Annotated in this window: 26 protein-coding genes; 11 read left to right on the top strand and 15 right to left on the bottom strand. The window is 34.5% G+C overall.

Annotated features, from left to right (window positions below; translation table 11 throughout):
- Positions 1-204: 204 nt before the first annotated feature.
- The 4 genes from AOG55_RS05840 to AOG55_RS05825 are packed head-to-tail and all read left to right on the top strand — an operon-like array spanning position 205 to position 4,062.
- The gene (locus tag AOG55_RS05840; RefSeq protein ID WP_048101151.1) at positions 205-1,899 is read left to right on the top strand and encodes a succinate dehydrogenase flavoprotein subunit; all 1,695 of its coding nucleotides are present in this window, start codon (positions 205-207) and stop codon (positions 1,897-1,899) included.
- Positions 1,895-2,845, top strand: coding sequence for a succinate dehydrogenase/fumarate reductase iron-sulfur subunit (locus AOG55_RS05835; protein ID WP_156150280.1), 951 nt, complete (start codon positions 1,895-1,897; stop codon positions 2,843-2,845). Before AOG55_RS05840 ends, AOG55_RS05835 begins: the two co-directional genes overlap by 5 nt.
- Complete coding sequence (locus AOG55_RS05830) at positions 2,842-3,711, top strand: CoB--CoM heterodisulfide reductase iron-sulfur subunit B family protein (RefSeq protein ID WP_048101153.1); 870 nt, start codon at positions 2,842-2,844, stop codon at positions 3,709-3,711. The genes AOG55_RS05835 and AOG55_RS05830 overlap by 4 nt, the downstream gene beginning before the upstream one ends.
- On the top strand, positions 3,712-4,062 hold the full coding sequence (locus AOG55_RS05825) for a hypothetical protein (protein WP_048101154.1): 351 nt from the start codon (positions 3,712-3,714) through the stop codon (positions 4,060-4,062).
- On the opposite strand, the gene AOG55_RS05820 is transcribed toward AOG55_RS05825, so the two are convergent.
- From AOG55_RS05820 to AOG55_RS05810, 3 genes are all read right to left on the bottom strand, one after another.
- Positions 4,052-4,996: a 2-oxoacid:ferredoxin oxidoreductase subunit beta gene (locus tag AOG55_RS05820; RefSeq protein WP_055032405.1), complete on the bottom strand. Its 945-nt coding sequence runs from the start codon at positions 4,994-4,996 to the stop codon at positions 4,052-4,054. The two genes, AOG55_RS05825 and AOG55_RS05820, sit on opposite strands and share 11 nt — an antisense overlap.
- Before the next feature lie 11 nt (positions 4,997-5,007).
- The gene (locus tag AOG55_RS05815; RefSeq protein WP_175266598.1) at positions 5,008-6,906 is read right to left on the bottom strand and encodes a 2-oxoacid:ferredoxin oxidoreductase subunit alpha; all 1,899 of its coding nucleotides are present in this window, start codon (positions 6,904-6,906) and stop codon (positions 5,008-5,010) included.
- 121 nt (positions 6,907-7,027) lie between these two features.
- Positions 7,028-7,312 (bottom strand): hypothetical protein, encoded by a 285-nt coding sequence (locus AOG55_RS05810; RefSeq protein ID WP_048101155.1) that lies wholly within the window; start codon positions 7,310-7,312, stop codon positions 7,028-7,030.
- A 220-nt stretch (positions 7,313-7,532) separates the two neighbouring features.
- On the opposite strand from AOG55_RS05810, the gene AOG55_RS05805 reads away from it, so the two are divergent.
- The gene (locus AOG55_RS05805; RefSeq protein WP_048101156.1) at positions 7,533-8,504 is read left to right on the top strand and encodes a Gfo/Idh/MocA family protein; all 972 of its coding nucleotides are present in this window, start codon (positions 7,533-7,535) and stop codon (positions 8,502-8,504) included.
- Positions 8,505-8,515: 11 nt separating this feature from the next.
- Here the strand turns inward: AOG55_RS05805 and AOG55_RS05800 are convergent, their stop codons facing one another.
- From AOG55_RS05800 to AOG55_RS05785, 4 genes are all read right to left on the bottom strand, one after another.
- On the bottom strand, positions 8,516-9,325 hold the full coding sequence (locus AOG55_RS05800) for an aldose 1-epimerase (RefSeq protein ID WP_055041028.1): 810 nt from the start codon (positions 9,323-9,325) through the stop codon (positions 8,516-8,518).
- Positions 9,326-9,376: 51 nt separating this feature from the next.
- Positions 9,377-10,183 carry a hypothetical protein gene (locus AOG55_RS05795; RefSeq protein ID WP_162200849.1) on the bottom strand — a complete coding sequence of 269 codons (807 nt, stop codon included), beginning with the start codon at positions 10,181-10,183 and terminating at the stop codon, positions 9,377-9,379.
- A gap of 65 nt (positions 10,184-10,248) precedes the next feature.
- The gene (locus tag AOG55_RS05790; protein ID WP_055041027.1) at positions 10,249-12,249 is read right to left on the bottom strand and encodes a 4Fe-4S binding protein; all 2,001 of its coding nucleotides are present in this window, start codon (positions 12,247-12,249) and stop codon (positions 10,249-10,251) included.
- A gap of 235 nt (positions 12,250-12,484) precedes the next feature.
- Positions 12,485-13,333 carry a hypothetical protein gene (locus AOG55_RS05785; protein WP_156318769.1) on the bottom strand — a complete coding sequence of 283 codons (849 nt, stop codon included), beginning with the start codon at positions 13,331-13,333 and terminating at the stop codon, positions 12,485-12,487.
- A gap of 94 nt (positions 13,334-13,427) precedes the next feature.
- Here AOG55_RS05785 and sfsA point away from each other — a divergent pair, with 94 nt between their 5' ends.
- From sfsA to ftsY, 4 genes are read left to right on the top strand one after another with little or no spacing between them, the layout of a single operon-like run.
- Complete coding sequence (gene sfsA, locus AOG55_RS05780; RefSeq protein WP_055041025.1) at positions 13,428-14,138, top strand: DNA/RNA nuclease SfsA; 711 nt, start codon at positions 13,428-13,430, stop codon at positions 14,136-14,138.
- A gap of 33 nt (positions 14,139-14,171) precedes the next feature.
- Positions 14,172-15,410: a phosphoglycerate kinase gene (locus tag AOG55_RS05775; RefSeq protein WP_055041024.1), complete on the top strand. Its 1,239-nt coding sequence runs from the start codon at positions 14,172-14,174 to the stop codon at positions 15,408-15,410.
- A 2-nt stretch (positions 15,411-15,412) separates the two neighbouring features.
- The gene (gene pfdA / locus AOG55_RS05770; protein WP_048101162.1) at positions 15,413-15,811 is read left to right on the top strand and encodes a prefoldin subunit alpha; all 399 of its coding nucleotides are present in this window, start codon (positions 15,413-15,415) and stop codon (positions 15,809-15,811) included.
- Entirely contained in the window at positions 15,811-16,764 is a 954-nt protein-coding gene (ftsY, locus tag AOG55_RS05765) for a signal recognition particle-docking protein FtsY (protein ID WP_055041023.1), read from the top strand. Before pfdA ends, ftsY begins: the two co-directional genes overlap by 1 nt.
- On the opposite strand, the gene AOG55_RS05760 is transcribed toward ftsY, so the two are convergent.
- Both AOG55_RS05760 and AOG55_RS05755 read right to left on the bottom strand, forming a co-directional pair.
- The gene (locus AOG55_RS05760; RefSeq protein ID WP_048101164.1) at positions 16,756-17,430 is read right to left on the bottom strand and encodes a helix-turn-helix domain-containing protein; all 675 of its coding nucleotides are present in this window, start codon (positions 17,428-17,430) and stop codon (positions 16,756-16,758) included. The two genes, ftsY and AOG55_RS05760, sit on opposite strands and share 9 nt — an antisense overlap.
- A 64-nt stretch (positions 17,431-17,494) precedes the next feature.
- Complete coding sequence (locus AOG55_RS05755; protein ID WP_048101165.1) at positions 17,495-17,989, bottom strand: hypothetical protein; 495 nt, start codon at positions 17,987-17,989, stop codon at positions 17,495-17,497.
- 75 nt (positions 17,990-18,064) lie between these two features.
- On the opposite strand from AOG55_RS05755, the gene AOG55_RS05750 reads away from it, so the two are divergent.
- Positions 18,065-19,012, top strand: a complete 948-nt coding sequence (locus AOG55_RS05750; RefSeq protein ID WP_048101166.1) for a hypothetical protein — start codon at positions 18,065-18,067, stop codon at positions 19,010-19,012.
- On the opposite strand, the gene AOG55_RS05745 is transcribed toward AOG55_RS05750, so the two are convergent.
- The 4 genes from AOG55_RS05745 to AOG55_RS05735 are packed head-to-tail and all read right to left on the bottom strand — an operon-like array spanning position 19,007 to position 22,216.
- Complete coding sequence (locus AOG55_RS05745) at positions 19,007-19,456, bottom strand: YbhB/YbcL family Raf kinase inhibitor-like protein (RefSeq protein ID WP_055032400.1); 450 nt, start codon at positions 19,454-19,456, stop codon at positions 19,007-19,009. The two genes, AOG55_RS05750 and AOG55_RS05745, sit on opposite strands and share 6 nt — an antisense overlap.
- Before the next feature lie 22 nt (positions 19,457-19,478).
- Positions 19,479-21,500 (bottom strand): heavy metal translocating P-type ATPase, encoded by a 2,022-nt coding sequence (locus AOG55_RS05740; RefSeq protein ID WP_048101168.1) that lies wholly within the window; start codon positions 21,498-21,500, stop codon positions 19,479-19,481.
- 5 nt (positions 21,501-21,505) lie between these two features.
- The gene (locus tag AOG55_RS09155; RefSeq protein WP_084779411.1) at positions 21,506-21,643 is read right to left on the bottom strand and encodes a YHS domain-containing protein; all 138 of its coding nucleotides are present in this window, start codon (positions 21,641-21,643) and stop codon (positions 21,506-21,508) included.
- A gap of 54 nt (positions 21,644-21,697) precedes the next feature.
- Positions 21,698-22,216, bottom strand: a complete 519-nt coding sequence (locus AOG55_RS05735; RefSeq protein ID WP_054964434.1) for a TRASH domain-containing protein — start codon at positions 22,214-22,216, stop codon at positions 21,698-21,700.
- Between the two features lie 122 nt (positions 22,217-22,338).
- Between AOG55_RS05735 and AOG55_RS05730 the strand changes: the two genes are divergently transcribed.
- A complete protein-coding gene (locus tag AOG55_RS05730; protein ID WP_048101170.1) occupies positions 22,339-22,665 on the top strand; it encodes a hypothetical protein in 327 nt (108 codons plus the stop codon).
- Here AOG55_RS05730 and tatC read toward each other — a convergent pair.
- Together tatC and AOG55_RS05720 are read right to left on the bottom strand one after the other, a co-directional pair.
- Positions 22,645-23,469 (bottom strand): twin-arginine translocase subunit TatC, encoded by an 825-nt coding sequence (tatC, locus tag AOG55_RS05725; RefSeq protein ID WP_048101171.1) that lies wholly within the window; start codon positions 23,467-23,469, stop codon positions 22,645-22,647. The genes AOG55_RS05730 and tatC overlap by 21 nt on opposite strands.
- Before the next feature lies 1 nt (position 23,470).
- Positions 23,471-23,782 carry a twin-arginine translocase TatA/TatE family subunit gene (locus AOG55_RS05720; RefSeq protein WP_048101172.1) on the bottom strand — a complete coding sequence of 104 codons (312 nt, stop codon included), beginning with the start codon at positions 23,780-23,782 and terminating at the stop codon, positions 23,471-23,473.
- Between the last annotated feature and the right edge of the window lie 117 nt (positions 23,783-23,899).

The following is a 23,899-nucleotide window of genomic DNA, read 5'->3' as shown; positions in this document are numbered from 1 at the left end:
TAAACACCCTGCATAAAAATTTTGGTTTTTTATATTTTTCTTTCATTGTCCTAATCATTTATATTCAATACGGTTACGTTAAAACGTTTTTCTTCATAATTTTATGCTTTAAATCCTAAAATTGTTTTTTCTAAGGTTTAAAAACAAAATCTTATATTTTATGTAATTATACCATAGTATAAACTATATATAGGTGATTATTTCATGGAAAAAAAAGAATATGATGCTGTAATTCTAGGAGGCGGTTTGGCTGGCCTTATGGCGGCAAACACGGTGGCCGAACATGGGTTTACCGTTGCCGTGGTTTCTAAAGTTTTTCCGACAAGGTCTCATTCCGCAGCTGCAGAGGGTGGAATAGCTGCGTACATAAAGGGCAATTCAGACCCAAATGATGACCCTGATTTTATGTCCTATGATGAGGTTAAGGGTGGTGATTATCTTGTGGATCAAAATGCTGCAGAATTACTTTCACAGAAATCTGGGGAAATAATCAATCTTCTTGATCTATGGGGTGCACCATTCAACAGGCAGCCTGATGGCAGAATAGCCCTGAGATATTTTGGTGGGCAGACATATCCAAGAACCAGATTTGTTGCTGATAAAACGGGAATGGCATTATTGCATACTCTCTTTGAACATGCATCTGGATTTAATAATATAGATTTTTATCCGGAGTATTATGTTTTAGATATTGTAAAAAATGGTAATAATGTAAACGGACTTGTTGCAATGCAGATGAAAAATATGGATCCAATATACCTTAAGGCAAGGGCACTTTTAATAGCCTCTGGTGGTCTTGGCATGATATATAAGCATACAACAAACAGTTATATAAATACCGGTGATGGATACGGCATTGCACTGAGGTCAGGTGTCCCGTTAAAGGACCCAGAATTCGTGCAGTTTCATCCCACTGGGCTGTATCCCTCTGATATATTAATAAGTGAGGCCGCAAGGGCCGAGGGTGGAATATTAAAGAATAATAAGGGTGAGAGGTTTATGGCCAAATATGCACCCCATAAATTTGACCTCGCACCCAGGGATATTGTATCAAGGTCTATGACCATTGAGATGCGTGAGGGCAGGGGTTTTGAGGGTGGCTATCTCGGGCTGGATTTAACACACCTTGGCAAGGAATATATTATGGACAGGTTAAGCCTTGCATATGATGCTGCAAAAACGTTTGCAGGGGTTGACGCAACCGAGGAAATGATACCTGTCAGACCTGCACAGCATTACTTTATGGGAGGTATTGACGTTGATATAACAGGGGCAAATTCAGACCTCAATGGACTTTTTGCTGCAGGCGAGGCTGCATGTGTATCTGTTCACGGTGCAAACAGGCTTGGTTCCAACTCACTTCTTGAAACTCTTGTATATGGCAGGGAAACAGGCAATACAATGGTTGAATTCCTGAAGAATCATAAAAATGTCGAGGCATCAGATGGTACAGATAAAATACTTGATAATGCATATAAATACATTAAGAGGGAAAATGGAGAGCATTTTGGCACGCTCCTGAACGAGCTTAGGGACATTATGTGGGAAAACGTTGGCATATTCAGGGATAAAAATAAGCTTGAGGATGCTGTGAGGAGCATTAAAAAATTAAAGGAAAGGTCATTGAATATGTACGTAACTGATAAAACAACAAATTACAATACAGAGGTCTTCAATGCACTTGAAACAAGAAATATGATAGATGTATCTCTGGCCATAGCGTCTGCAGCTCTTAACAGGACAGAAACCCGGGGTGCACATTTCAGGGATGATTTCCCAGAAAGGGATGATACGAACTGGATGAAGCACACATTGGCATATCTTGCAGATAATGATATAGAAATAAAGTATAAGCCGGTTATAGTAACCAAATGGAAACCGGAACCGAGGGTGTATTGATATGGTGGAGGAAAAGGAAATAACCGTAAATATTAAAAAATACGACGGTAAAAATGATCCTTACTGGAAGACATACAAGGTAAGGGCCGATAGATATACACAGATGACTGAGGTGTTGAGGCGTATAAAAACTGAGCAGGATCCTGCACTTGCATACAGGGCCTCGTGCCATATGGCAGTGTGTGGGAGCTGTGCCATGAAGATTAATGGTTTTCCAAGACTTGCATGCAGAACCATGGCATTTGATGTGATGGACGAAAATAATGAAATTAATCTTGAGGCAATGGATTATTATAAAGGTATTAGGGATTTAATACCGGACATTGACACATTTTATGATAGAATGTATAAGGTAATGCCAAGACTTTATGCAGATGAATCTGTAATAGCAGGTGAAAATGAGCAGAGGATGACCCCCTCAGAGCAGAAAGAGGTGTGGAAGTTCCAGGAATGCATATGGTGCGGCCTGTGTGTTTCCGCCTGTCCCTCCGTAAGAATGGATGAAAAATTTCTGGGACCTGCCGCACATGCAAAGGGTTACAGGTTTATTGCTGATGGCAGGGATACAAAGACGGAGGAGAGGATAAATATACTTATGGACAGTGCATGGAGGTGCACATCATGCTATATGTGCTATGAGGTGTGCCCACAGGACGTGCAGCCCGTAATTGCAATTAAAAAAACAAAATCATACCTCAATGAATATAAGGGCAATACAGAGGTTACAGAGATGGCGAGAAAGCATGATGACACAGTATTTGATCTTATTAACAATACGGGAAAAATAAAGGAATCAACATTATACCTAAAAACTTTTGGTTTTGGAGAGGCAATTAAGGATATAAATTATATGAGAAAGGAGGGAAAATTAAAATACGCACTTGCAAAGGATAATGATGTAAAAAATATAGATGAAATAAAAAAGATAATGGGTGATAAAAAATGAAGGTGGCATACTATCCGGGATGTGCATCCCATGGAATAGCAAAGGATGTTGATATTGCAACCCAGCTTATTGCAAAGGATTTAAACCTTGAGCTAGTTGAGGTGGAGGACTGGAACTGCTGTGGTGGAGGGTTTATGGATGATAAAAGTGAGGAAATACATACCGCACTTAATCTCAGGAATCTTAACAAGGTAAAAAATATGGGATATGATAAAATGGCAACACCATGCAGTGTATGCCTTAACAGCCACAGAATAGCAGCTGATAAGTATGAAAAGGATCCAGAATTAAGGGAAAATGTTGATGAACGCCTTGGCCGGGCCAACATAAAATATGAAGGTGGGGTGGATTCCGAACATTTTATATGGGTTCTTATTCAGGATGTTGGCATAGATAACATAAAAAGCCATGTAAAGAAACCGCTCACGGGCATTAAGGTTGGAACATACTACGGATGCCAGCTTCTGAGACCCAGCAGTGTGATGGGTTTTGAGCCGGCACACAACCCGCACAGTGTAATGGATCTTGTTGCCGCAACAGGAGCAACACCTGTGGCATTTCCAATGAAGGCTGCATGCTGTGGATTTCCACTCATGGGAAGCAATCCAGATGTTGGATTAAAAATGGCAAATAATATATTCACAAATGCAAAGGGTAACGGAGCTGAAATGCTGGTACACCCCTGCTCACTGTGCCATCTGCAGCTTGATGCCACGCAGCTTAAAATAATGGACAGATTCAATCAGAAATGGACAATGCCAACACTGTATATAACACAGCTTATAGGCCTTTCATTTGGGTACACGCCAGAACAGCTGGGTCTTGGCAAAATAGCCACAAATTACCTGAGGTCGAGGGGATTTTAAATGGATGATCTAAAAAATCTCATGAAGGGTGTTGAGGTAACAGATGTTAAGGACGTTTCAAGAAAACCAGGAGAAAAGCCATTTGCCACCGAAATATTTTATAAAAAAGGAGACCTATTTAATGGAAAGCTGCATGTAAGAAAATCCGACGGCAAAATGTATTTATCTATAATATCCAAAATACCATTTAACTGGAAAAACCTCGTTGGCAATATGAAGTTTGCAGGTCAGGTGGTTGACTCTGCCGGCGGTCTTTTATGGCTTAAGGAAACAGAAAATACATTAAACATTGATCTTGAGTATATAGAAAAATATTTAAATGAATTAAAGGAGAAGAAGGTTAGTCAATAACCTTCTCGTTAAATGTTTTAAATGGATCAACCAGTGTATAGCCATTTTTATCGCATATGTCCTGATTTGCAGGTGGATATTTGAAATAATCCGGAACTATTGATGTTAGCCTCTCCGTGAATGGCGGTATTATATTATTCTTATATAATATTCCTATTGGTATTTTATCTCCCCATGTCATTGCAGTTTCATAGGCCCTGCTGAATTTTTCCTCATCCTCGTCAGCGGAATTAACCTCTGGGTCCCACGACTTATCATTTTCAAGCTTGTAAACCCTCTTCCTGTACCAGTCAAGTGTGTTAACATCATTGTATGTTGGGCATGGCTGCAGTACCTCTATCATTGATGAACCCTTATGGTTAAGGGCCTTTATTATTATATCTGAAAGCTGGGCTATTTCAGATGAGAAGGCACGTGCCACAAAGGTATATCCAGATGCCAGTGCAAGCGCGGAAGGATTTATTTTACCAAGTATGCTTGGCCTTGGTATGCTCTTTACCTTTTCTCCAAGCGGCATGGTTGGTGCGGCCTGGCCCTTTGTTAGACCGTAAACAGCATTGTTGTACAGGAGCACAACTATTCCTGAGTTTCTTCTCCCCTCGGCAACGAAATGGCCTGCCCCTATTCCAAGCATATCACCATCACCGCCCATTACCAGTACATTAAGATCTGGATTTGCAAGCTTAACGCCAACTGCATACGGTATCGCCCTTCCATGCAGTGTGTGGGCACCTGCTATATTAAGATAATGCGGTGTTTTTCCGGAACATCCTATACCGGATATGGCAACAACCTTTGTTGGGTCCATATCCATTTTGCTAAGTGCCTGTGTTACTGCGGTAACTATTGCGAAATCACCGCATCCCGGGCACCAGTCTATCGTTACATTATTCCTAAAATTATAACTTCCCTTATTATATACTGTTTTCTGCATTTTTACCACCTTTATGATCCGTTTTTCAGGACCTCCATTTTTGATTTTCCATCAATAATATTCTTTGTGGCAGTTAATACCTCATCTATGGTCATGTGCCTGCCATTATACTTTAAAATATAATTATCTATTTTTATACCGGTATTTAACCTTATTGCCTTTGCCGCCTGTGCTGTCATGTTGCTCTCAACATCTATAACAGTTTTTGATTTACCCAGTATGCTCTCAACAAATTCTGATGGGAACGGCTCAAACATTTTTAAGTAAAGCATGTTTGCATTAATATTCTCCTTCTTTAATTCATCTATTAAATCCATAATCAATGTTTTCTGGCTCCCCCATGTAACAAAAGTTAAATCTGCTTCCTTATTACCGTAGAGCACTGCCTTATCCTCCAATGGTATTTCCATTGCAGCAGTCTCAAGCTTTTTCATCCTCTTCTCCATCATTTTATCCCTGATCTCAGGGTCCTCTGTAACATGGCCAAGTTCATCATGTTCATCGCCGGTCATCCAGAAAACATCCCTGCCAAATACACCGTATGGTGATACACCATTACTGGTATTAAGAGAGTACCTTTTATAGTTATTTTCATCATTATTATACTCTGGAATCTCAATTTTTACCTTTTTAACATCTATTTCTGGGACAAGATCCATGGTATTTGCGAGGGTTTTATCAATTAAATGTATTACTGGTAACTGGTATTTCTGGGCATAATTTAATGCCTTCATTGCATCATATATGCATTCCTCCATATCTCCTGATGATAACACTATTTTCGGAAATTCTCCATGGCCGGTGTTGAGGGCAAAATCCAGATCTGCCTGACCATTTCTTGTTGGGAGGCCTGTTGATGGGCCACCACGCTGATAAAATGTTATAACCACTGGAATTTCTGTCATGCCAGCAAATGATATACCCTCTGCCATTAGGGAGAATCCAGGGCCCGAAGTTGCAGTGGCACTTCTTGCACCGGTGAGTGCCGCGCCATTTGCCATATTTACAGCGGCAAGCTCATCCTCGGTCTGGACAACAACAAGGCCTCCCTTTCTAAGATTTTCCGCCTCCTCTGATAAATACTCTATTTCCTCATGGTTTTCCAGCAGATTGCTTTCATCACTTGCAGGTGTGATTGGATAGTATGTCTGGAATCTTAAACCTCCCATGAGCTTACCTATTGCAACAGAATCATTACCATTTAACAGCATCCGTGGTTTTGCCTCATACGTTTCTAAATTGGCAATATTCTCTCCCAGTTTATCCACAAAGTCATATGCAGCATTTAAAATTTTTACATTGGGTTCTATAACTGCAGGCTTTTTCCTGAATGCATATTTTATTCCGGCGATTGCATGATCCATGTCAAGGCCAAGAAGTGCAAGGGTGACACCTGCACCAAGTGTATTATAATACCTTGTGGATGGCCCTTCCGGAACATTTTCATTTATTACCTTATCAAATGGTATTGAAATGGTTTTTATTCCATGCGAATGATAATATTCGAGAACCCCAGCAGCATTTAACGGAAGATTATTTTTTGATAATTCCTCCTTTATTCTTGCAAGGGTATCTGGTAAAATCATTCTTGCCTGTGATAAATCAAATTTTTCAAATGCTGAATCATATATAACCTTAGAGTTTTTTGAAACATCATGCATATGCTCAAACAATGTATCAGGGTCTAGGGCCACCATGATATCAACCGGGTATTTTAATGATCCGGGCCGCCTTCTCATAATTCTCAAATGAATATAACTGTGCCTTCCCTTTATATTTGAGTGATATTCCCTAACACCAAAAATATAATATCCTGCCAGGGAAAATGCCATATTAATCATATTTGCTGAGCTGTCTATACCCCCTCCCTGGGGACCGCCAACAAGCAGATTTATATCTATTTCGTGCATGCTTATCCCTTAATAAAGGGATTATACACTTAAAAAGATTTCCATCGAATTATAAGTATGAAATTATATATATCATTAAAAGTTGATTGCTATGCGTAATTTTAAAAAATATACTATTTTTTTATATATATTTCATCCATTCCATGACAGGATCATCATCAAGTATTTCGGTTTCTGTTTTTCCCCTGCTGCTAATAGTAACAAATTTATAGAAAACAACATTACCATCTTCAATATTCCCATACATAATATGTTCAACCTGAACTCCGTCAGGAAAGTGCATTGAGGCTTCAGGTGTATTCGGAATAAAATGCAGTTCAACGCTGTTTCCATTTATATATATCCTGAATGATGGGTTTTCCATGACATAATTTTTTAGCTTTTCTATTTCGATTTGTGGCTGCATGAATACACATTTTAAAATTTTATATAAATATTTTAATTGGGCATTAATTATAATGCAATTAATATCAGTAATAATATAATTACAGGTTATTCTGTGGAAAGCAGGTGAATTATGATTTGAATGAATTTCTGGTGTATTGCAAATGGTAAGTCTCATTGTGCTGGCATGAGATATTTCAATGTATAAAAAAATTAATAATCTTTATTATAATTTTATAATTATGAAAATACTTGTGGTGGGCGTAAAGGGATTCGGAAAAATGCATCTATCCGCTCTTAATAGGTTGAATAATCTTGAAATTGATATAGTTGAAAGGGATAATGATGTCATAAATTTTGTAAAATCCAAATATAATATAAATAATGTTTATTCAAATTATGATTCTGCATTGAAAAATAAATATGATATAATAGATTTAATTATTCCACATAACCTTCATCTTGAATTCGGTATCAAGGCATTAAAAACCGGTGCAAATCTTTTAATGGAGAAACCAATATCAACAAATCCATCTGATGGTCTTAAAATCATAAGGGAGGCAAAAAAGAATGGGACTAAATTTATGGTACTAGACCAGTATTTTTTCGATCCTTCAGTTGTTGAGGCAAAAAACATAATAAAAAGCGGAAAACTCGGCAGGATTCACAGCATAATAGTTAGGGACCAGAGATTTTATTCTAAAACCGGCTGGAGGCAGCAGCCAGAATATATAGGTGGTGGATCATTGATAGATGGTGGAATACATTATATTAATACAATGCTTGAATTTGGTGGTAATTATAACAATATAATAGGAAAAAGTATGCATGGGGGATCAAGCCTGAATGGTGAGGATACAACATCTGCGCTATTTCTATTCTCTTCAGGTGCCATGGGATTACTGTATTATTCATGGGCATACATGGAATCACCACAGGTACCTGCATTTGAGGTAATTGGATCTGAGGGATCACTTTATGAGGATCCAAAATCAAGAACAGACTGGGATATAGATACAAAAATAAGGACAGTTTACGGAGATTTATACCTCAATGGCAGAAAAATGAATATTAAAAAATATGATGTTTATACAAGGGAAATAAGTGAATTTATAGACGCTGTAAAGAATAATGAGGAGGTACCATTTAAACCTGAAATGGAATTAAGGGATTTAATTGCCGTCAAAAGAATATACAATAATATGATATCATAAATTTAATAAAATTATTTCAATAATTCTATTTCATATCCGCATTCAAAAATTTCATCCTTTTTAAGATTTATTAATCCAATTTTATTATGGTAAACATCTGGAGCGCCCGTCATTGGTTCTATGGCAATAGATTTTCCTGATGCATACCTTCCATTGTATAAAACAATATAATCCATATTTTTTCTATGAATTCTAATCTCATGGTCATCATAAATTAACTTTATATCACCATGTAACTTAAAGGCATTATCCAGACTGTAAGATGATAAATCATGATCATTAAGATCAAAATCCGTGTATGTTCCATCAGGAAAGTATGTATCCATGTAATTCATCATTTTTAATTTTCCATTATAATTTAAAGTGTACCTGCCAGAAACCAAAAAATAGGGATGAAAGCCAACCTCAACAGGTATCTGAAGGTCAAGGGATTTTACATAAAAATTTGTTATGAATTTATTCTGTGATATTACATAATTTATTTTTATTTGAGCCCTCCCGGGGTAACCCGGATGCTGAAATATTCCTGAAAAGGTTATTTCATTTTTATTATCTCCCTCATATTCAAAATTGAAATCTCTTATCAATCCATGAATGCTATTATTGCCATCGTTTTTAGGCAATTTATACAATTGATTTTTATATTCATATTCCCCATCCCTTATTCTGTTTCCAAATGGAAATAATACTGCAGAACCTCCATGGGTATCAATATTATCTGTGGATGGCATTAATATTGGCGTGCCATTTAAATACAAATCATGAAGATAGGCACCAGAATTGTTTAATGCTGCATAACTATTATTGTATGATATTTTCATGAATAAATTATATTTCGATAATATTAAAAATTTTGTTTAATAAAATTATATTCAATCGAAGTATCCTAGAACTATTTGAAAGTATAAAAACATGGAAATAACCATGCTCACAGCAAGCAATAACCATGAGAGCCCAAAAGGTTCTGTAATAATGAATGGTTCTATTATTCCGGCAACGGATATTGATATTAAAATTATTGTATATTTAATCATTTTATGGGCATTTAAATTTAGGGATTGCCTGTGCTTATATACATAACTTACAAGAAGGTAAAGCACAGCAAACATGATAATTGAATAAGCAATTAATAACGGTATTTCAAGATAACCATTAAACATTGCAGGATCTGCAACCTGCATTAAAAGTAAGAGGGACCCTATTAATCTTTTTATGCCGGATAAATTATAAAAAACAAAGAAAATCATCTCAGAAACCATTGGTATCAGGAAAAGTATGTAAGTAACAGATGCTCCAAAATATGAGAAATAGTCTATAATTCCAGAAAAAATAAACTCTCCATTAATTGCCAGGGATTTTAAAAAAATCGCCATTGAAACCTCTGACCATGTAATCAGTGTTGTTGTATTTACAATTGTTTTTTTAGAAAAATTAACAGATTTTGACCTTGCTATTTTTATAAATGCATACAGAAGAACAATAGTGGATGGATCCATTACAATGTTTACCGCAATAATAACACTAAGAAACGACCTGCTGCTAATATCATAATAAAATAGGGCATCCAGCATGCTGGCCATCATTACCAAAAATATTAATGAAATTACATACGCGGTTACCGTAAATTCTGATGATTTTTTGGTAATATAATCAACTATCCATATAATAAGCGGTGTCATTATTATTTCGGTTAAAATAATATAAATTAAATTATACATAAATCACCGTATATCTTAAAGATATTTTAAATTAGTTTATCCTTTTTAGAACCAGAGGTATCTTTCTTTTTTTCACCGCCAAGCCTTTCCCTTAAATAATTTCTAACATCGTATACAAATATATTATCATGTGGGCATGCCTCTATGCAGTCGCCTATTCCTACACACCTTGAATCCTTGTACGCACCAGTTTTTATAAAACTGCCGGGCATGGAGGAATTTCCAACAGGGCATGCTGTTGCACAATCCCTTGTTTTACATGTAAGGCAGGTATCTGAATCCCTGACCTTTAACTTAAAAAATCCGAATCTGGAAACAAACCTGTTAAAGTTACCCCAGTGACAGTATCCTGTGTTTATGCACGCATAGGATCCAAGAAGGGGCATGGTTATAAAAACTATATACCAGACAACACCGAAATAAAACAGGTAAAGCATGTATTCCGGATCCGTACCATAGAAATAAAATGATGTTATGTGTATTGAATCCAGAAATGATAAAACCGCTGTAATTCCAATTGAGGCATAAACAATCAAGGAAACAGTTTTATAAAGTCTCTGGCCCGATTTATTATTTAGTGTAATTGCCCTGCTTGTTTTTGTCTGCCTGTTGAATTTTTTCATTGAATCATAAAATGTACCCTGATACATAACAGGTGCGGAACAAAATACCGAACATAGCTGTCTTGACCCAAACAATAATGATAATATGCCACTTATAACATATGTTAAAACCATTGGTATGATTAATAATGGAGCAACTGGACCACCAGAACCTATTCCCATGGTCCAACCAATAAATGGAATCATTGAATTGTTTGGAATTAAAAATGATGGAACAATTACAGTGTAAAGTGCATAGGCAAGAAGCATCAGAATTAACCTGATTTTATTTTCAATCTGTTTTGTTGTCCTTATTTTAAATACCACAAGTGACCCCATTTCTATTCCCATCATTATTAAAAACCATGGAGAAAGTGCAACATCAGCGAAAAAGACGATAAAATCATAAAGTGAGGCACTGATAATGTTTATGATGCTTCCGCCTATTAAGGCAAGTCCCATTGAGATTAGATACGTGCCGGCACCATAGTACTGGGCATCAAATGTTAATCCCATGAAAAATTCTGATGTAAAAACCATGGTCATATACAAAACTGACCATCTTCTGGCTGTAATCCAGAAAAATTGTTTATCGTCAAAATTGTATCTTAAAAGACCATTAAGATAAACAATCATATCAATAATCATTGAGGCTGAAATCAGGTAAACGTTTTTACTGTACTGCCATATAAATACCCCCGCCATCATTAATGTATATGCTCCCAAAAGCTGTAGAATGTATTTTCCCTCTGTTTTATGAAGGGATTGCTTTCTATAAAGATATTCAAAAATGTAAATAAAAAAGCCGGTCATTATGGCACCGGAAAGATAAACTGCAACCCTGGCATATAAAGAATTATTTATCGCAGTTGGCATTAATAGCATTACCAGAGACTGCATTGCAAAAATAATAAATACTAATTTTTTCAGAGAATTTTTTAAAATTAAAGACGTTATGAGCATCTCAAATGCCATTGGGAATACAAACCAGTACGTTGATACGGCCTGAAATACTGCATTTAAAGGTTGTAAAAATAAAAAATGCAGGTAACTGTTAGCAGTAATTAGATTAAAATCTATACTCATAATTAATTCATCAAATATAACAAAAAATATTGTATAATAAAATAAAAACGATTTTTTTACAGAACCTGAATTCTGCATAAGATCTGATAAAAATTTAAATAAAAATGGAAGCACCTCCAGCATCATTATTATTACTGAAAACTCAATTGTCTTTAACAGCGATAATATAAATATAAAATAAAATACTGGAGCAATGAGCATGCTGTTCATCATACCCAGAATTAAATAAACAAAAAATTTATTCATGATGTTATCTGCCCTTCTGGATAGGTTGATTGCATAGGCCATTGCCACAGCCATAAGGGCTGTAATTAACCATAATAAATATATTGGATTCATAAAGACTATTAAAGCATTGAATAAAAACTAATAATGATAATTATAGTAAATGTTCTATAAGAAATAAGGATGAATATTAAAGAATAAAGAGTCTTTTAATATTTGATAATTTAATTTTTCTAAAATATACAAGGAGGTATAAACACTTTAAAGAACTAATTTTGTATACAAAATAAAATTAAAAACCTTATTGACAGCTTTTGTTAAACAATATAAAGAAAAAATAAAACACAAATTATAGTAATGGATGTGCTGGAGGATTATTTGGGGGATTTGTGGGATTTATGGGAGGTAATGGTGCTACTGGTTGAGGACCATTACCTATCTTAACCGGGCCTGTGGGTGATGTAACAGGTGTTGACGGCTGATTATTAACCTGATTATTTATATTGGCAAGTAAGGTACTATTTGAAAGCCCCAAATGGTATGACAAATTATTAAAGCTGGAATTTCCAAGTAAGTAAGCCTGATTAAAAAAGTTATTAAGATTAATTACAAAGGTAAAATCGGTTAAATTCACTGTTGCATTTGTTAGGTTTACACTAACCAGAATGCTATATGATGCTGTACCATTATTAAAGGTGGAGTTTAAAAGAACCGAGGCAATCAGACTTGCATGATTAATAGTTGCATTTCTTATATAAGAATTTACAGCACTGGCATCTATAATGCTAACATTGTATATGGTTACATTATTAAGTGAAACATCTATTAACGTTGCATTATAAATTACTGTATTGTTAATACCATCATTCATAATTGTAACATTATTTAACCTTGAGTTATTTATATATGAATACTTTATCATTGCATTGCTAACATATGTATTATTTAAGGATGCATTTGTTATATATGCATGGTTTATTTTTGAGGAGTTTATAGAATAGTTTTTTATATATGCATGGGTAACCGTACCATTTTGAATTGTACCGTTAATGAGATAACCATTATTGGACCCAATTGCCTTTTCGTTTATATAATTTGAATTATTATTTACAGCTGGATTAAATGCCATTTCCACAAATATGGCTGCTATTATTATCGCAATGATTGCAATAATTAATTTCCTGGTTCTATTAATCATATCAATTATATATATCACAAGTTTGTATATAAATTTGCTTATCTATATATGTATAAAATAAAATAATTAAAATGCTTTTAATTATTGTCATATTATGGATGGCACAGGCCCATTTATCGGCATTCATGAAAATACTGTTATTATGAGTTTTGAGAAGATTTATAAAGCAATATTTGTAAAAAGAATAAATAGATTTCTAATGGAATTAAATATGAATAATACTAATATTCTTGCCCACCTGCATGATCCAGGAAGGCTTGAGGAGTTATTATATCCCGGAAATGAAATTTTTATCCGTGAGGCCCACGGGAAAAAAACAGATTACTCGGTAACTTTTATAAAAAATGGTGATGTATACACATTTAATGATTCGAGATTCCATAATAAAATCGCATCCAATTTTATAAGGCCGGGATACATTTCAGAGGTTGTTGTTGGAAATCGCCGTATTGACTTTAAATATAATAATGCATACATAGAGGTTAAATCATGCACCCTTGTGAATTATGGTGTTGCAATGTTTCCTGACGCGGTAAGTGAGAGGGCATCACATCATCTGGATTTACTAATAAATCTTATTAATAAAGGATATGATGCATATGTTTTATTTTTGATATTTAATAGCAATGCCAAATCCTTCGCACCAAATTTTGATCGTGATATAAAATTCTCGAATAAATTTATCGATGCTTTAAAGAGTGGGGTAAAAATGAGATTTTTGGTTTTTGATACAGATCTTAAAAACATATATTATAAAAAAGAAATCTATCTGGATAATAGCTTCATAAATAGGTTTATTAAATAAAAAAATTTTATTACAACATGGGAATTACGATTCATGAATAATTACCCATTCTTTACCATGGACGACTTTGATTTTGATAATAAATGCGTGTACCTAAGGATTGATATTAATTCACCCATAAACCCAATTACGCAGGAAATTATGGACGATTCACGGCTCAACTCATATTCTGAAACGATAAATGAATTATCAGATTCAAAACTCGTCATAACCGCACACCAGGGAAGACCCGGGGATGATGATTTTACCTCATTAAAATATCATAGCAGGTATCTATCAAAATTAATGGGCAGGGAAATACTTTTCATAGACTCACTCTTTGGGAGCTCTGTTGATTATGCAGTTTCAAGAATGAAGAAGGGCGATATAATAATGCTTGAAAATACAAGATTTTACAGTGAAGAGGTTTCAATAAATTTCAACAATTTTAACATAATAGAGAATACGCATATTGTAAAAAATCTTTCAAAACTCTTTGATTATTATATAATAGATGCATTTGGTGCAGTTCACAGGCCACATACAAGCCTTATAGGTTTTAAAAAATCCGGCCCAATGATTGCGGGAAGATTAATGGAAAGAGAAATATCAATGCTTGATAAGTTTAAGTATTCAAATCAAAGGCCAAAAATTGCAATTCTTGGCGGTTCAAAGGTATCAGATGCTGTTAAGGTTTCAAGGTCATTTTTTGAAAAGGGCATAGTTGATTACATTCTTTACGGTGGTGTGGCAGCCAATTTATTTTTGATTGCATCAGGAAAAAACATAGGCAAACGGAATATTGACTTTATAAAAAATAATAACAAAAATTATTTGGAATTAATAGACATGGCTAGAAATTTAATTGAAAAATATCCTGAAAAAATAATATTACCTGATGATTTTATACTAAATCCATCTCAAAAAAATATCACATTGAAAGATAATGTACCTGATAATGAGCTTCTGGCAGATATAGGTTTTAACAGCATTGAAAAGTTTAAGGATTATATTAAAAGGGCCAAAAATATATTTATAAATGGACCAATGGGAATGTATGAAATAAATGAATATTCCATAGGAACAAGGGAAATCCTTGATGAGATTTCAAACAGCAGTGCAATGAAAATAGTGGGTGGGGGGCATACAATTAGTGCAGTAAATAGATTTGGATTTAGAAAATATATGGATTATGTATCAACAGGTGGTGGTGCATTGATAAATTATTTATCCGGTGATTCAATCCCAGTTATAGATGCATTAATAGAGAATAAAAAAATGTTTGGTGATTAAAAATGGCAGATCAGGAAAATGTTTTGGACCAGCTTGAGTATTTAAAAAATCTCATCGAAAATATAAATGGCAGGATTGAAATAATTGCAAAGACACTTCAGGAAACCTCTGAAACCGCCTCCTTACTGGAAAATAATGAGTATCAAAAGTCAGAGGATGTTAAAATATCAATAGGGTCAGGCCTCTTTGCAAGGGCAACACTAAATACAGATAAAATTCTTGTTCCTGTTGGATCAAATGTTTATATAGAAAAGGATAGGGCGGATGCACTTGAGGATTTGAAGGCAAATATAAAAAATCTAAATGATTCCTATAATAGCCTGATAGAACAGAAGGAGAAGGTTCAAAACAATTATGATGCACTTGTATATGCAATACAAAATGCAAGGGGAAGCAATTAATGTTTGACAAGTTAAAGAAAAAGTTTTCTGAAATATTTTCGAAACAGAATGATAATAATTCAGTTGTTGAAAACGATGTTTCATCAGAAAAACAGGTAAATGAAGAAAATACTGGAAAGGAAGGTAACCAGAGGGTTATTAAAAGATCTGAAATTGATAATCAAATAATGGAAATCCTGCTTGAATCAGATGTTTCCCTGGATTCCGCGGATCTGATTACTGAAAAATTAAAGGAACGTATGGGGAAATTAAAAAGAAGGGTTGACTTTTATTCGGTTGAGGATGAGTTAAAGAATGTTATTAAGGAAATAATATCTGAAAATCAAAATAGATTCGATATACTTAACCCGGGTAAAAAACCATATATAATTTTGTTTCTTGGTATAAATGGAACCGGAAAGACAACAACCATAGCAAAGCTTGCATATTACCTGAAAAATAATGGAAAAAAGGTTGTTATCTCGGCATCCGATACATTCAGGGCAGGTGCCATAGAGCAGATCTCAATACTGGGTAAGAATATAGGTGTGGAGGTAATAAAACATGATTTTAAGAGTGACCCCGCATCTGTTGCATTTGATGCCATAGAGCACGCAAGGGCAAGGTCGCTTGATTATGTTTTAATAGACTCTGCAGGTAGAATGCAGACCAATAAAAATCTCCTTGATGAAATGAAGAAGATAAAGAGGGTTTCAAAGCCGGATTTAACCCTTCTTGTGCTTGATGCAATGATCGGCCAGGACGTTATAGAACAGGCAAATACATTTGCCAGAGAAATTAACTTTGATGGTATTATACTTACAAAACTGGACACTGATTCAAAGGGTGGCGCTGTAATTAGCGTATCTACAGAAATAAAAAAACCAATATTATTCGTTGGCACAGGCCAGAATATGGATGATATTATGCCATTTGACCCTGACTGGTATATAAATAAAATTTTCTCATCTTAACAAATTCATTACCCCGGATATAGATTTATAATCCATATCAGTTTTAATTAATGGTATATTTTCTATTTCAGATAATTTAATTGCGAGCTCATCAACATTTTCCGGTTTTATATAAACCACTGCCGCCGGTTTGAGTGGGTGAGCCCTTATGGCTATCATTGGGCTTCTTCCTATTGAAACATCGGTTATAAAGATTATTCTCTGGCTTGACCACCCATAAAGTTTGGTATACTCAGCATATGAGAACTGAAGTATGGCCTTTATGCCGTCAATCATTGTATAACCCCTTATATTTCTTTTTAAATCCGCCTTTGAGCATGATTTGCCCCTTATCTTCGGAAGAATATATTCTAATGAAATATCATGGTCATAGTCCTTTATATCGAGAAGGGCATCTGATGGTATTCCGCTGTTATACCTTCTTAGTATGTGCCCACCGCGCTTTTCCTCTATGCTTATCATGGCGTTTACAATTTTTTTTATTGATGATGCACCTGGTGATTTTCTTCTGCCTGATTCATAATCGCTGATAACTGATGGGGAAACATTCATAAACCTTGATAGCTCCATCTGTGATATGTTAAATTCCTCACGCCATTTTCTTATTGTTATTCCAGGATTGTCGGAAATTGTAATCTCACCGGCAATTTTTTCAACTATATCCATGCTTATTTAATGACAAACTCAAATAAAAATATATCCATTCGATTATAATTATAATTTATATCGCTTATTTGTGAAAATATTTTTTATTTATTAATCCCAGAAATATTCCCCAGACCATGCCAAAAAATATATGCATGGAATAATAAAACAGTGTGGATGCCTTATGATAATTTTCATAAACATATAGATGCAATAAAAATATATTTACCGGAAGGCTGAAAAGAATAAGTATTAAAAATCCGGCCAGCAAACCTATTAAAAATCCTTTGCGACTGTTAAAAATATTAAATGGTTTAATATAAAACGATATTAACGCTGCAAAAAACCCAACAACTGTGCCAACTAGAAAATGCATTAATAATCCAGATACCTGGGCTGTGATACCATAAAAATGGAAGAGTTTAATTCCTATATCGGTAAACTGTATTCCGATACTAATTCCAGATAATGCATCAAAAATATAAAATGCAGAGGCCTCGAAAATTGCGGCTATGAATCCTGAAACCAAACCAAATAGCAGGTAATTTCTAACTCCCATTTTTAGATATAATTGCATCATTGCTTAAACATATTATGCATAAAAATTTAAAATCATCTTCAATAAAAATATATATGCCATTGGTAATATCAGATAATGGCGTTTGATACAGGTTTATGGCTGGATTCACATCATGCAGGGTATAATTTAAGCAACAGCGGCATGTCCGGTGTTCTTGACATAAAGAAATATTTTAACATCAATGACCATTATACGGAAAAGGATTTTATAAATGAAATAGCCAGCTTGCATGATGTTGACCCTGATAGAATAGTTATTACGCATGGTGCAACAGAGGCCTTTGGATTAATAATGCTTGATTTAATGAGAAAGGGTTTTAAAACCTGTAATGTAAATGTTCCAGAATATGAATTAATATATAAAACACCTGAAATTTATGGTTATAAAAAGGGTGAAGATGGGATATATGCATTAAGCCTTCCAAACAATCCAACAGGTACCATGCCTGAATTAAAAGGCGGTTATAAAACTGCCGTTATAGATGAAACATTTTATGAATTTTATTCTGACCTGAATAAATTTAGGCATGACTCAGGATATTTAATAAATACATTTACAAAGTTTTATGCCGGGGATGACCTTAAGCTTGGTTACATTATTGCCCCTGATAGGCAATCAGCACTTGACATATATGGTTATAAGGGCCTTGTGGTGGAGAATGTTTCATATATAAATGTGTCTGCAGGCGTTAAGATCTTGAGGGATCATGATAAAATTGCATCATTTGTCAGGGGTATTGTAAGTTCAAATCACAGGATATTAATTAATAACATGGGGAAATTAAAATTCTATAAAAATATAAAGCCACTAAATGTTCCAGTATCCTTCGTTGATTATTCAGAATATACAAAAATGGATTCAGATAAATTAAGCGATATCCTTGCGAAAAATGGGGTTAGTGCTGTTCCCGCAAGATTATTTGGAGTTACTGGAACATATCTAAGGGTATGCATTACAAGACCAGATTTCCCTGAGGCATTTGATAAATTAAAGGAGATTCTTGAAAATATTGAAAAATTATAATCTTTCATATACACCCATATATGTTGTCTTCTCCTTATTTTTTACAGTATTATATGCCTCAGCCACAGAGATTTTGTCCCTGTCTATTCTTTTATCCTGCACATAAAGGTTGAAAAAATATCTGTGCGGGCCATTGCCCTTTGGTGGGCATGGTCCTCCATAACCAGTTTTTCCAAAATCGTTTTTACCCTGATAAAACCCATCCTCGGTTATTGAATTTTTATCAATATCCTCATGCAGTATATTCACAGATGCCGGTATATTGTATATTATCCAGTGGGTAAATAGTCCCACAGGAGCATCAGGGTCATTCATAATAATCATATAATGCTTCCCCTCCGGTATACCTGAAACATGTATTTCCGGGGATATATCATCGCCATCACACGTAAACCTTACCGGTATCCTTTTACCATTTTCAAATGCATTTATGCTTATCTTCATGTATAAGTTAATTATTTTGTTTTTATAAACTTATTGACCTTCTAATTGATTTCTTTATTCTTAGGGAATTTAAAACAACCGTTGTGGAACTCATACCCATTGCAAGTGCTGCAAGTATTGGAAGCACAAAGTATATAGAAAGCCCGAACAGTGGAACAAGTATGCCGGCCGCAACAGGTATAAGTGCCGAGTTATATCCAATTGCCCATCCTATGTTCTGCCTTACCTTTTTAATTGTTTTTCTTCCAATGATAATCATATTATAAACGTTTTTTAGGTCATCCTTTAATAGTATAATATCACCATTTTCTTTTGTTATGTCAGAACCTGAGGACATTGATACACCAACGTCGGCAGCCTCCATTGCAATTGTATCATTTATGCCATCGCCAACGAACATTACATATTTTCCATCCCTCTGCATCTTCTTTACTATTTCTGCCTTCTGGTCTGGTTTGATATTATAATAATATTTATTGATATCAAGATCATGTGCAATGTTTACTGTATTCTCCTTGCTGTCGCCGGTTACAATTGCAACATCAATTCCATTTTTAATAAGCTTTTTAACAGCGATTTTTGCACTATCCCTTAATTTATATTCTATTTTTATTTCGGCAAGTTTTTCGTTATTGTAATTTAGCACGGTAAAATTGCCATCCCTGGTAACAGAGATTTCACGGCCATTAAAAGCACCCTTAATGCCAAATCCCGGTATCTCCTTTATATCATTAATTGTATAGGTGTCATGTGGGAGTTCCTTAATGTAATTAACAATTGCACGTGCAGCCGGATGATTCGATGCCTGTTCTATAGAAATTAACATGGAGTTGACAAGCATCTTATCGCCATAATACCTCATGTATGACACATTTGGGCTGTTATTTGTTAGGGTTCCAGTTTTATCAAAGATTACCATGTTTATGTGCGATAAACGATCCATGGAACTTGAATTTTTAATTATTATTCCATTTTCAAGTGATTCATTTGATGATATTAGCAACGTAATTGGTGCAGCAAGTCCTATGGCACATGGACACGCTATAACTATAACTGAAACAAAAACAAGGACAGATATTATTAAGGATATGGGGTCCCCCTCATGATTTAAATAAATAAACCAGAATATTGAAGAGCCAAGTGCTGCTGATATAACAACCGGAACAAAATACGATGAAAATACATCGGCAATGCGCTGAATTTTTGCCCTTCCCATTGCTGCCATCTGTATTAATGAATACAGTTTATTAACAGTTGAATTTGGGCCCACCGCGTTAACTTTTACAATTATGCTACCATTTATATTTTTTGTGCCTGAATAAACATTGTCATTTTCGTGCTTTAGTACCGGCATCTGTTCACCGGTTATCATTGATTCGTCCACCTCTGTTGTACCCTTTATTATTGTTCCGTCCACTGCAATATTCTCTCCGGGTCTTATTAGAATGGCATCCCCTGTTTTAATATTTTCATAGGCCACATCATGTACATTACCATTGCTATACATATGGACACTTTCTGGTATTAATTCCAAAAGCCTGTGGGCAGATGAGTTTGCTGCCCTCTTTGTCAGGCTTTCTATATAACCACCTGTTAGTATCAATGTGATAATAAAAACTGATGCATCATAATATGTGTATTTAACTGGAAAAACATTACCATCAAATGTAATGAATAATGAAAAAATAAATGCCGTTAATGTTCCGAGAGTTATCAGCAAATCCATGTTTCCTGATCTATTTTTAATGGCCCCATACGCACCATGATAGAAGCCAAGTCCGGAATAAAACTGTACTGGCAGTGCCAGCAAAAGCAGTATGTAATTCCTGTACGGTGATACTAGAGCATAATTTAGTATTAATATGGGAATTGAAAATGACCAGGCTACAATTAACCTAATTTTTAACGATTTTTCCTCCCTTTCTGGCTCCCTAAATTTTTCAAGACAGCCAGTTGAGCAGAAGTAATATCTTGTTCCATCCTTATCAAGATAGAGATCAGTATCCTCTGAAACGTACATCCCACAAACAGGGTCTATTGCCATTAAAATTACCTTGTATACTTTACTGGATTCTTAAGGAATTCATTCTTGCAGTGTTCACAGCAAAAGTAATAAGATTTCCCATTATATTCTGCCTCTATCTTTTTATCAACCTTCATTCCGCATACAGGATCTATATTTGCCATAATCTAATTATATATACAGAGTATAAATCGATTTATATTGCATAATGCTAAAATTTAATATTTTTCCAGTGCATTTTGTCTTTTAATAAATGTTGATTTGCATGTATCACAGCAAAAGTAATATTTTTTTCTGTTTATCTCATACGTTTTTGGAACGGATACTATTTTGCCACCGCAGAAATCGCAGTAAAGATCAATATTAAAATTTTCAGACCCCCTCTCTCTATGCCTGGCAATATGTATTTCATCATAATTCAGGTTATTTAAAAAATTTGAATCCGATGAAATGACCATATATTTTCCATTGGTTAGCTCAAAATATTCTGTTAATAATTCCTTTTTTATGCCGTCAAGGCTTTTCACAATGGCAATAATATAATTGCTTTCTGTATTCTGTTTTATATTTACAGTGTAGCTTTCTATCACACTATTTTCCAGTTTTTTTATTATTAATGCAACAGTATTTCTGCTTAAATTTAAATTCCTTGATATTTCTGAAATATTCTGTCTTGAATTTTTAATCAACTCCCTGAGAATTCTCGACTCATTTATTGTAAGATTTTTTGATTCCATGATATATAATTAATTATAATGTATATATTTTTGCCCTATATTGTGCACAATGCATTAAAATATTTGGTACAACACTTCAATATAAATAAAAATGTATTTATAATGTAAAAATATGCTAATATATGTTTGAGTATGATGCAGGAAACGGCAAAATAATGGTAAGTGAGGGTATTAAAAAAATTTTACAGAATAATGTGTTATTATTAAAAATTACACTTGAACAGGGACCATGCACTGACAATATGTGCCAGCTTATAAAAAAACCATCATATGAAATAAATAGTGATTTTAAGTACAAGGATTCATTTAAAATAGATAAGGATATAAAAATAGAGATTCCTAAGGATATTTATAACTCAATAAGTCATGAAAGGGACAGAGTTGTTATAAAGGATGGAATATCTGGAAAAATTGTAATTAGGGGTCTTTCACTGGTCGGCACTGCCTGATGGATTTTCAGAGCTCTCAAATTTCTTTTCAGCCTTTTCTGCGAAGTATATTCCACCAAAATATAGTGCAATCATTGGTATTGCTATGATTACCATTGTAAATCCTGTTACCCCTGGAGAAAATATCATACCATAAACCAAAGCTCCTATGACAGCATATCTCCAGTTTTCCCTCCAGGTTTTTGCTGTAACTATTCCAAACCTGCTTAAACCTGTCATAAAAACAGGTATCTCAAAGGATAATCCAAAGGCAATTATGTACATGAATAAAAATGATGTAAAGCTTGAAACACTTACTGTTGGCGATGCACCAAGGCCAACATCAAATGCGGTAAATATTCTGAAGAGTTCAGGTGCAATGAAATACACACCAACAAATGCACCTGCGAAAAATAATAATGATGCAGGAATTATTATGGATTTTAAAAGGGCAACCTCGCTTTCCTTTAATGCGGGGGTTACAAATTTAGCCACATGATAAATAATGACCGGCATTGATATCATAACTGCAAGTGCAATACATGTGTAAAAATCAGCCATCACACCATCCACCGGCTTTATTATAAGCAGCTTTGTACCGCTTGGAAGTATATGGTCACGTAACAGTAATAGGGCCTGTGCACCAATATTGTCATACGGATCAGGATATATGAAAAGGAATCTGTGGCCCAAAAAAATTATATATTTTACCTGAAATACCACAAAAATTACAAAAAATACGCCAAAAACAGCAAGGATTCTTATTAACCTATATCTTATCTCATCGGAATATTTTAAGAAATACTGAATTAACTCGTTGTCCATATTAATTTGTCTTTGTTTCGGGTGTTCTGTTTAATTTCTCATTTATCTCTTTTATTATCTGGTCTATTGTCTTATTGTTTGTGTCTATGTTAAGGTCCTGTGCAATTTTCATGTAGTCAACCTGGCCCTCGGGCTTTGGTGCAGAGGAATTCATGCTATTTTTTAATTCGTTTTCTATCTCCATCTGTCCTCTTTTATATTCCCCTGTGGCCTTTCCAAGATTTCTGGCCATTTCAGGTATCTTTTTTGTGCCGCCGAAAATGATAAGGGCAACAACTATAATTATCAACCAATCCATTGGTGCATCAAACATTAATGATCACTAATACTGTATTTAATGGATAATATTTAAATATTTCTAAACGCCAAAACCATTAAAAATGCCTGATTTTATTGATTTTCAAAAATATTTTTTATTCATTTTTATTTA

This window comes from Acidiplasma cupricumulans, assembly GCF_001402935.1.
Lineage (GTDB): Archaea > Thermoplasmatota > Thermoplasmata > Thermoplasmatales > Thermoplasmataceae > Acidiplasma > Acidiplasma aeolicum.
This window is presented reverse-complemented; position numbering and strand designations above follow the sequence as displayed.

Bases quoted from the DNA above. Each gene is read 5' to 3' on its own strand.
- AOG55_RS05735 (WP_054964434.1), bottom strand. From the start codon at position 22,216: ATGGAATCAAAAAATCTTACAATAAATGAGTCGAGAATTCTCAGGGAG.
- AOG55_RS05740 (WP_048101168.1), bottom strand. From the start codon at position 21,500: ATGGCAATAGACCCTGTTTGTGGGATGTACGTTTCAGAGGATACTGAT.
- ftsY (WP_055041023.1), top strand. From the start codon at position 15,811: ATGTTTGACAAGTTAAAGAAAAAGTTTTCTGAAATATTTTCGAAACAG.
- pfdA (WP_048101162.1), top strand. From the start codon at position 15,413: ATGGCAGATCAGGAAAATGTTTTGGACCAGCTTGAGTATTTAAAAAAT.
- AOG55_RS05750 (WP_048101166.1), top strand. From the start codon at position 18,065: ATGGCGTTTGATACAGGTTTATGGCTGGATTCACATCATGCAGGGTAT.
- tatC (WP_048101171.1), bottom strand. From the start codon at position 23,469: ATGGACAACGAGTTAATTCAGTATTTCTTAAAATATTCCGATGAGATA.
- AOG55_RS05810 (WP_048101155.1), bottom strand. From the start codon at position 7,312: ATGCAGCCACAAATCGAAATAGAAAAGCTAAAAAATTATGTCATGGAA.
- AOG55_RS05775 (WP_055041024.1), top strand. From the start codon at position 14,172: ATGAATAATTACCCATTCTTTACCATGGACGACTTTGATTTTGATAAT.
- AOG55_RS05790 (WP_055041027.1), bottom strand. From the start codon at position 12,249: ATGAATCCAATATATTTATTATGGTTAATTACAGCCCTTATGGCTGTG.
- AOG55_RS05825 (WP_048101154.1), top strand. From the start codon at position 3,712: ATGGATGATCTAAAAAATCTCATGAAGGGTGTTGAGGTAACAGATGTT.
- AOG55_RS05720 (WP_048101172.1), bottom strand. From the start codon at position 23,782: ATGTTTGATGCACCAATGGATTGGTTGATAATTATAGTTGTTGCCCTT.
- AOG55_RS05805 (WP_048101156.1), top strand. From the start codon at position 7,533: ATGAAAATACTTGTGGTGGGCGTAAAGGGATTCGGAAAAATGCATCTA.
- AOG55_RS05830 (WP_048101153.1), top strand. From the start codon at position 2,842: ATGAAGGTGGCATACTATCCGGGATGTGCATCCCATGGAATAGCAAAG.
- AOG55_RS05730 (WP_048101170.1), top strand. From the start codon at position 22,339: ATGTTTGAGTATGATGCAGGAAACGGCAAAATAATGGTAAGTGAGGGT.
- sfsA (WP_055041025.1), top strand. From the start codon at position 13,428: ATGGATGGCACAGGCCCATTTATCGGCATTCATGAAAATACTGTTATT.
- AOG55_RS05795 (WP_162200849.1), bottom strand. From the start codon at position 10,183: ATGACACCGCTTATTATATGGATAGTTGATTATATTACCAAAAAATCA.
- AOG55_RS05820 (WP_055032405.1), bottom strand. From the start codon at position 4,996: ATGCAGAAAACAGTATATAATAAGGGAAGTTATAATTTTAGGAATAAT.
- AOG55_RS09155 (WP_084779411.1), bottom strand. From the start codon at position 21,643: ATGGCAAATATAGATCCTGTATGCGGAATGAAGGTTGATAAAAAGATA.
- AOG55_RS05745 (WP_055032400.1), bottom strand. From the start codon at position 19,456: ATGAAGATAAGCATAAATGCATTTGAAAATGGTAAAAGGATACCGGTA.
- AOG55_RS05785 (WP_156318769.1), bottom strand. From the start codon at position 13,333: ATGATTAATAGAACCAGGAAATTAATTATTGCAATCATTGCGATAATA.
- AOG55_RS05840 (WP_048101151.1), top strand. From the start codon at position 205: ATGGAAAAAAAAGAATATGATGCTGTAATTCTAGGAGGCGGTTTGGCT.
- AOG55_RS05800 (WP_055041028.1), bottom strand. From the start codon at position 9,325: ATGAAAATATCATACAATAATAGTTATGCAGCATTAAACAATTCTGGT.
- AOG55_RS05760 (WP_048101164.1), bottom strand. From the start codon at position 17,430: ATGGATATAGTTGAAAAAATTGCCGGTGAGATTACAATTTCCGACAAT.
- AOG55_RS05755 (WP_048101165.1), bottom strand. From the start codon at position 17,989: ATGATGCAATTATATCTAAAAATGGGAGTTAGAAATTACCTGCTATTT.
- AOG55_RS05815 (WP_175266598.1), bottom strand. From the start codon at position 6,906: ATGCACGAAATAGATATAAATCTGCTTGTTGGCGGTCCCCAGGGAGGG.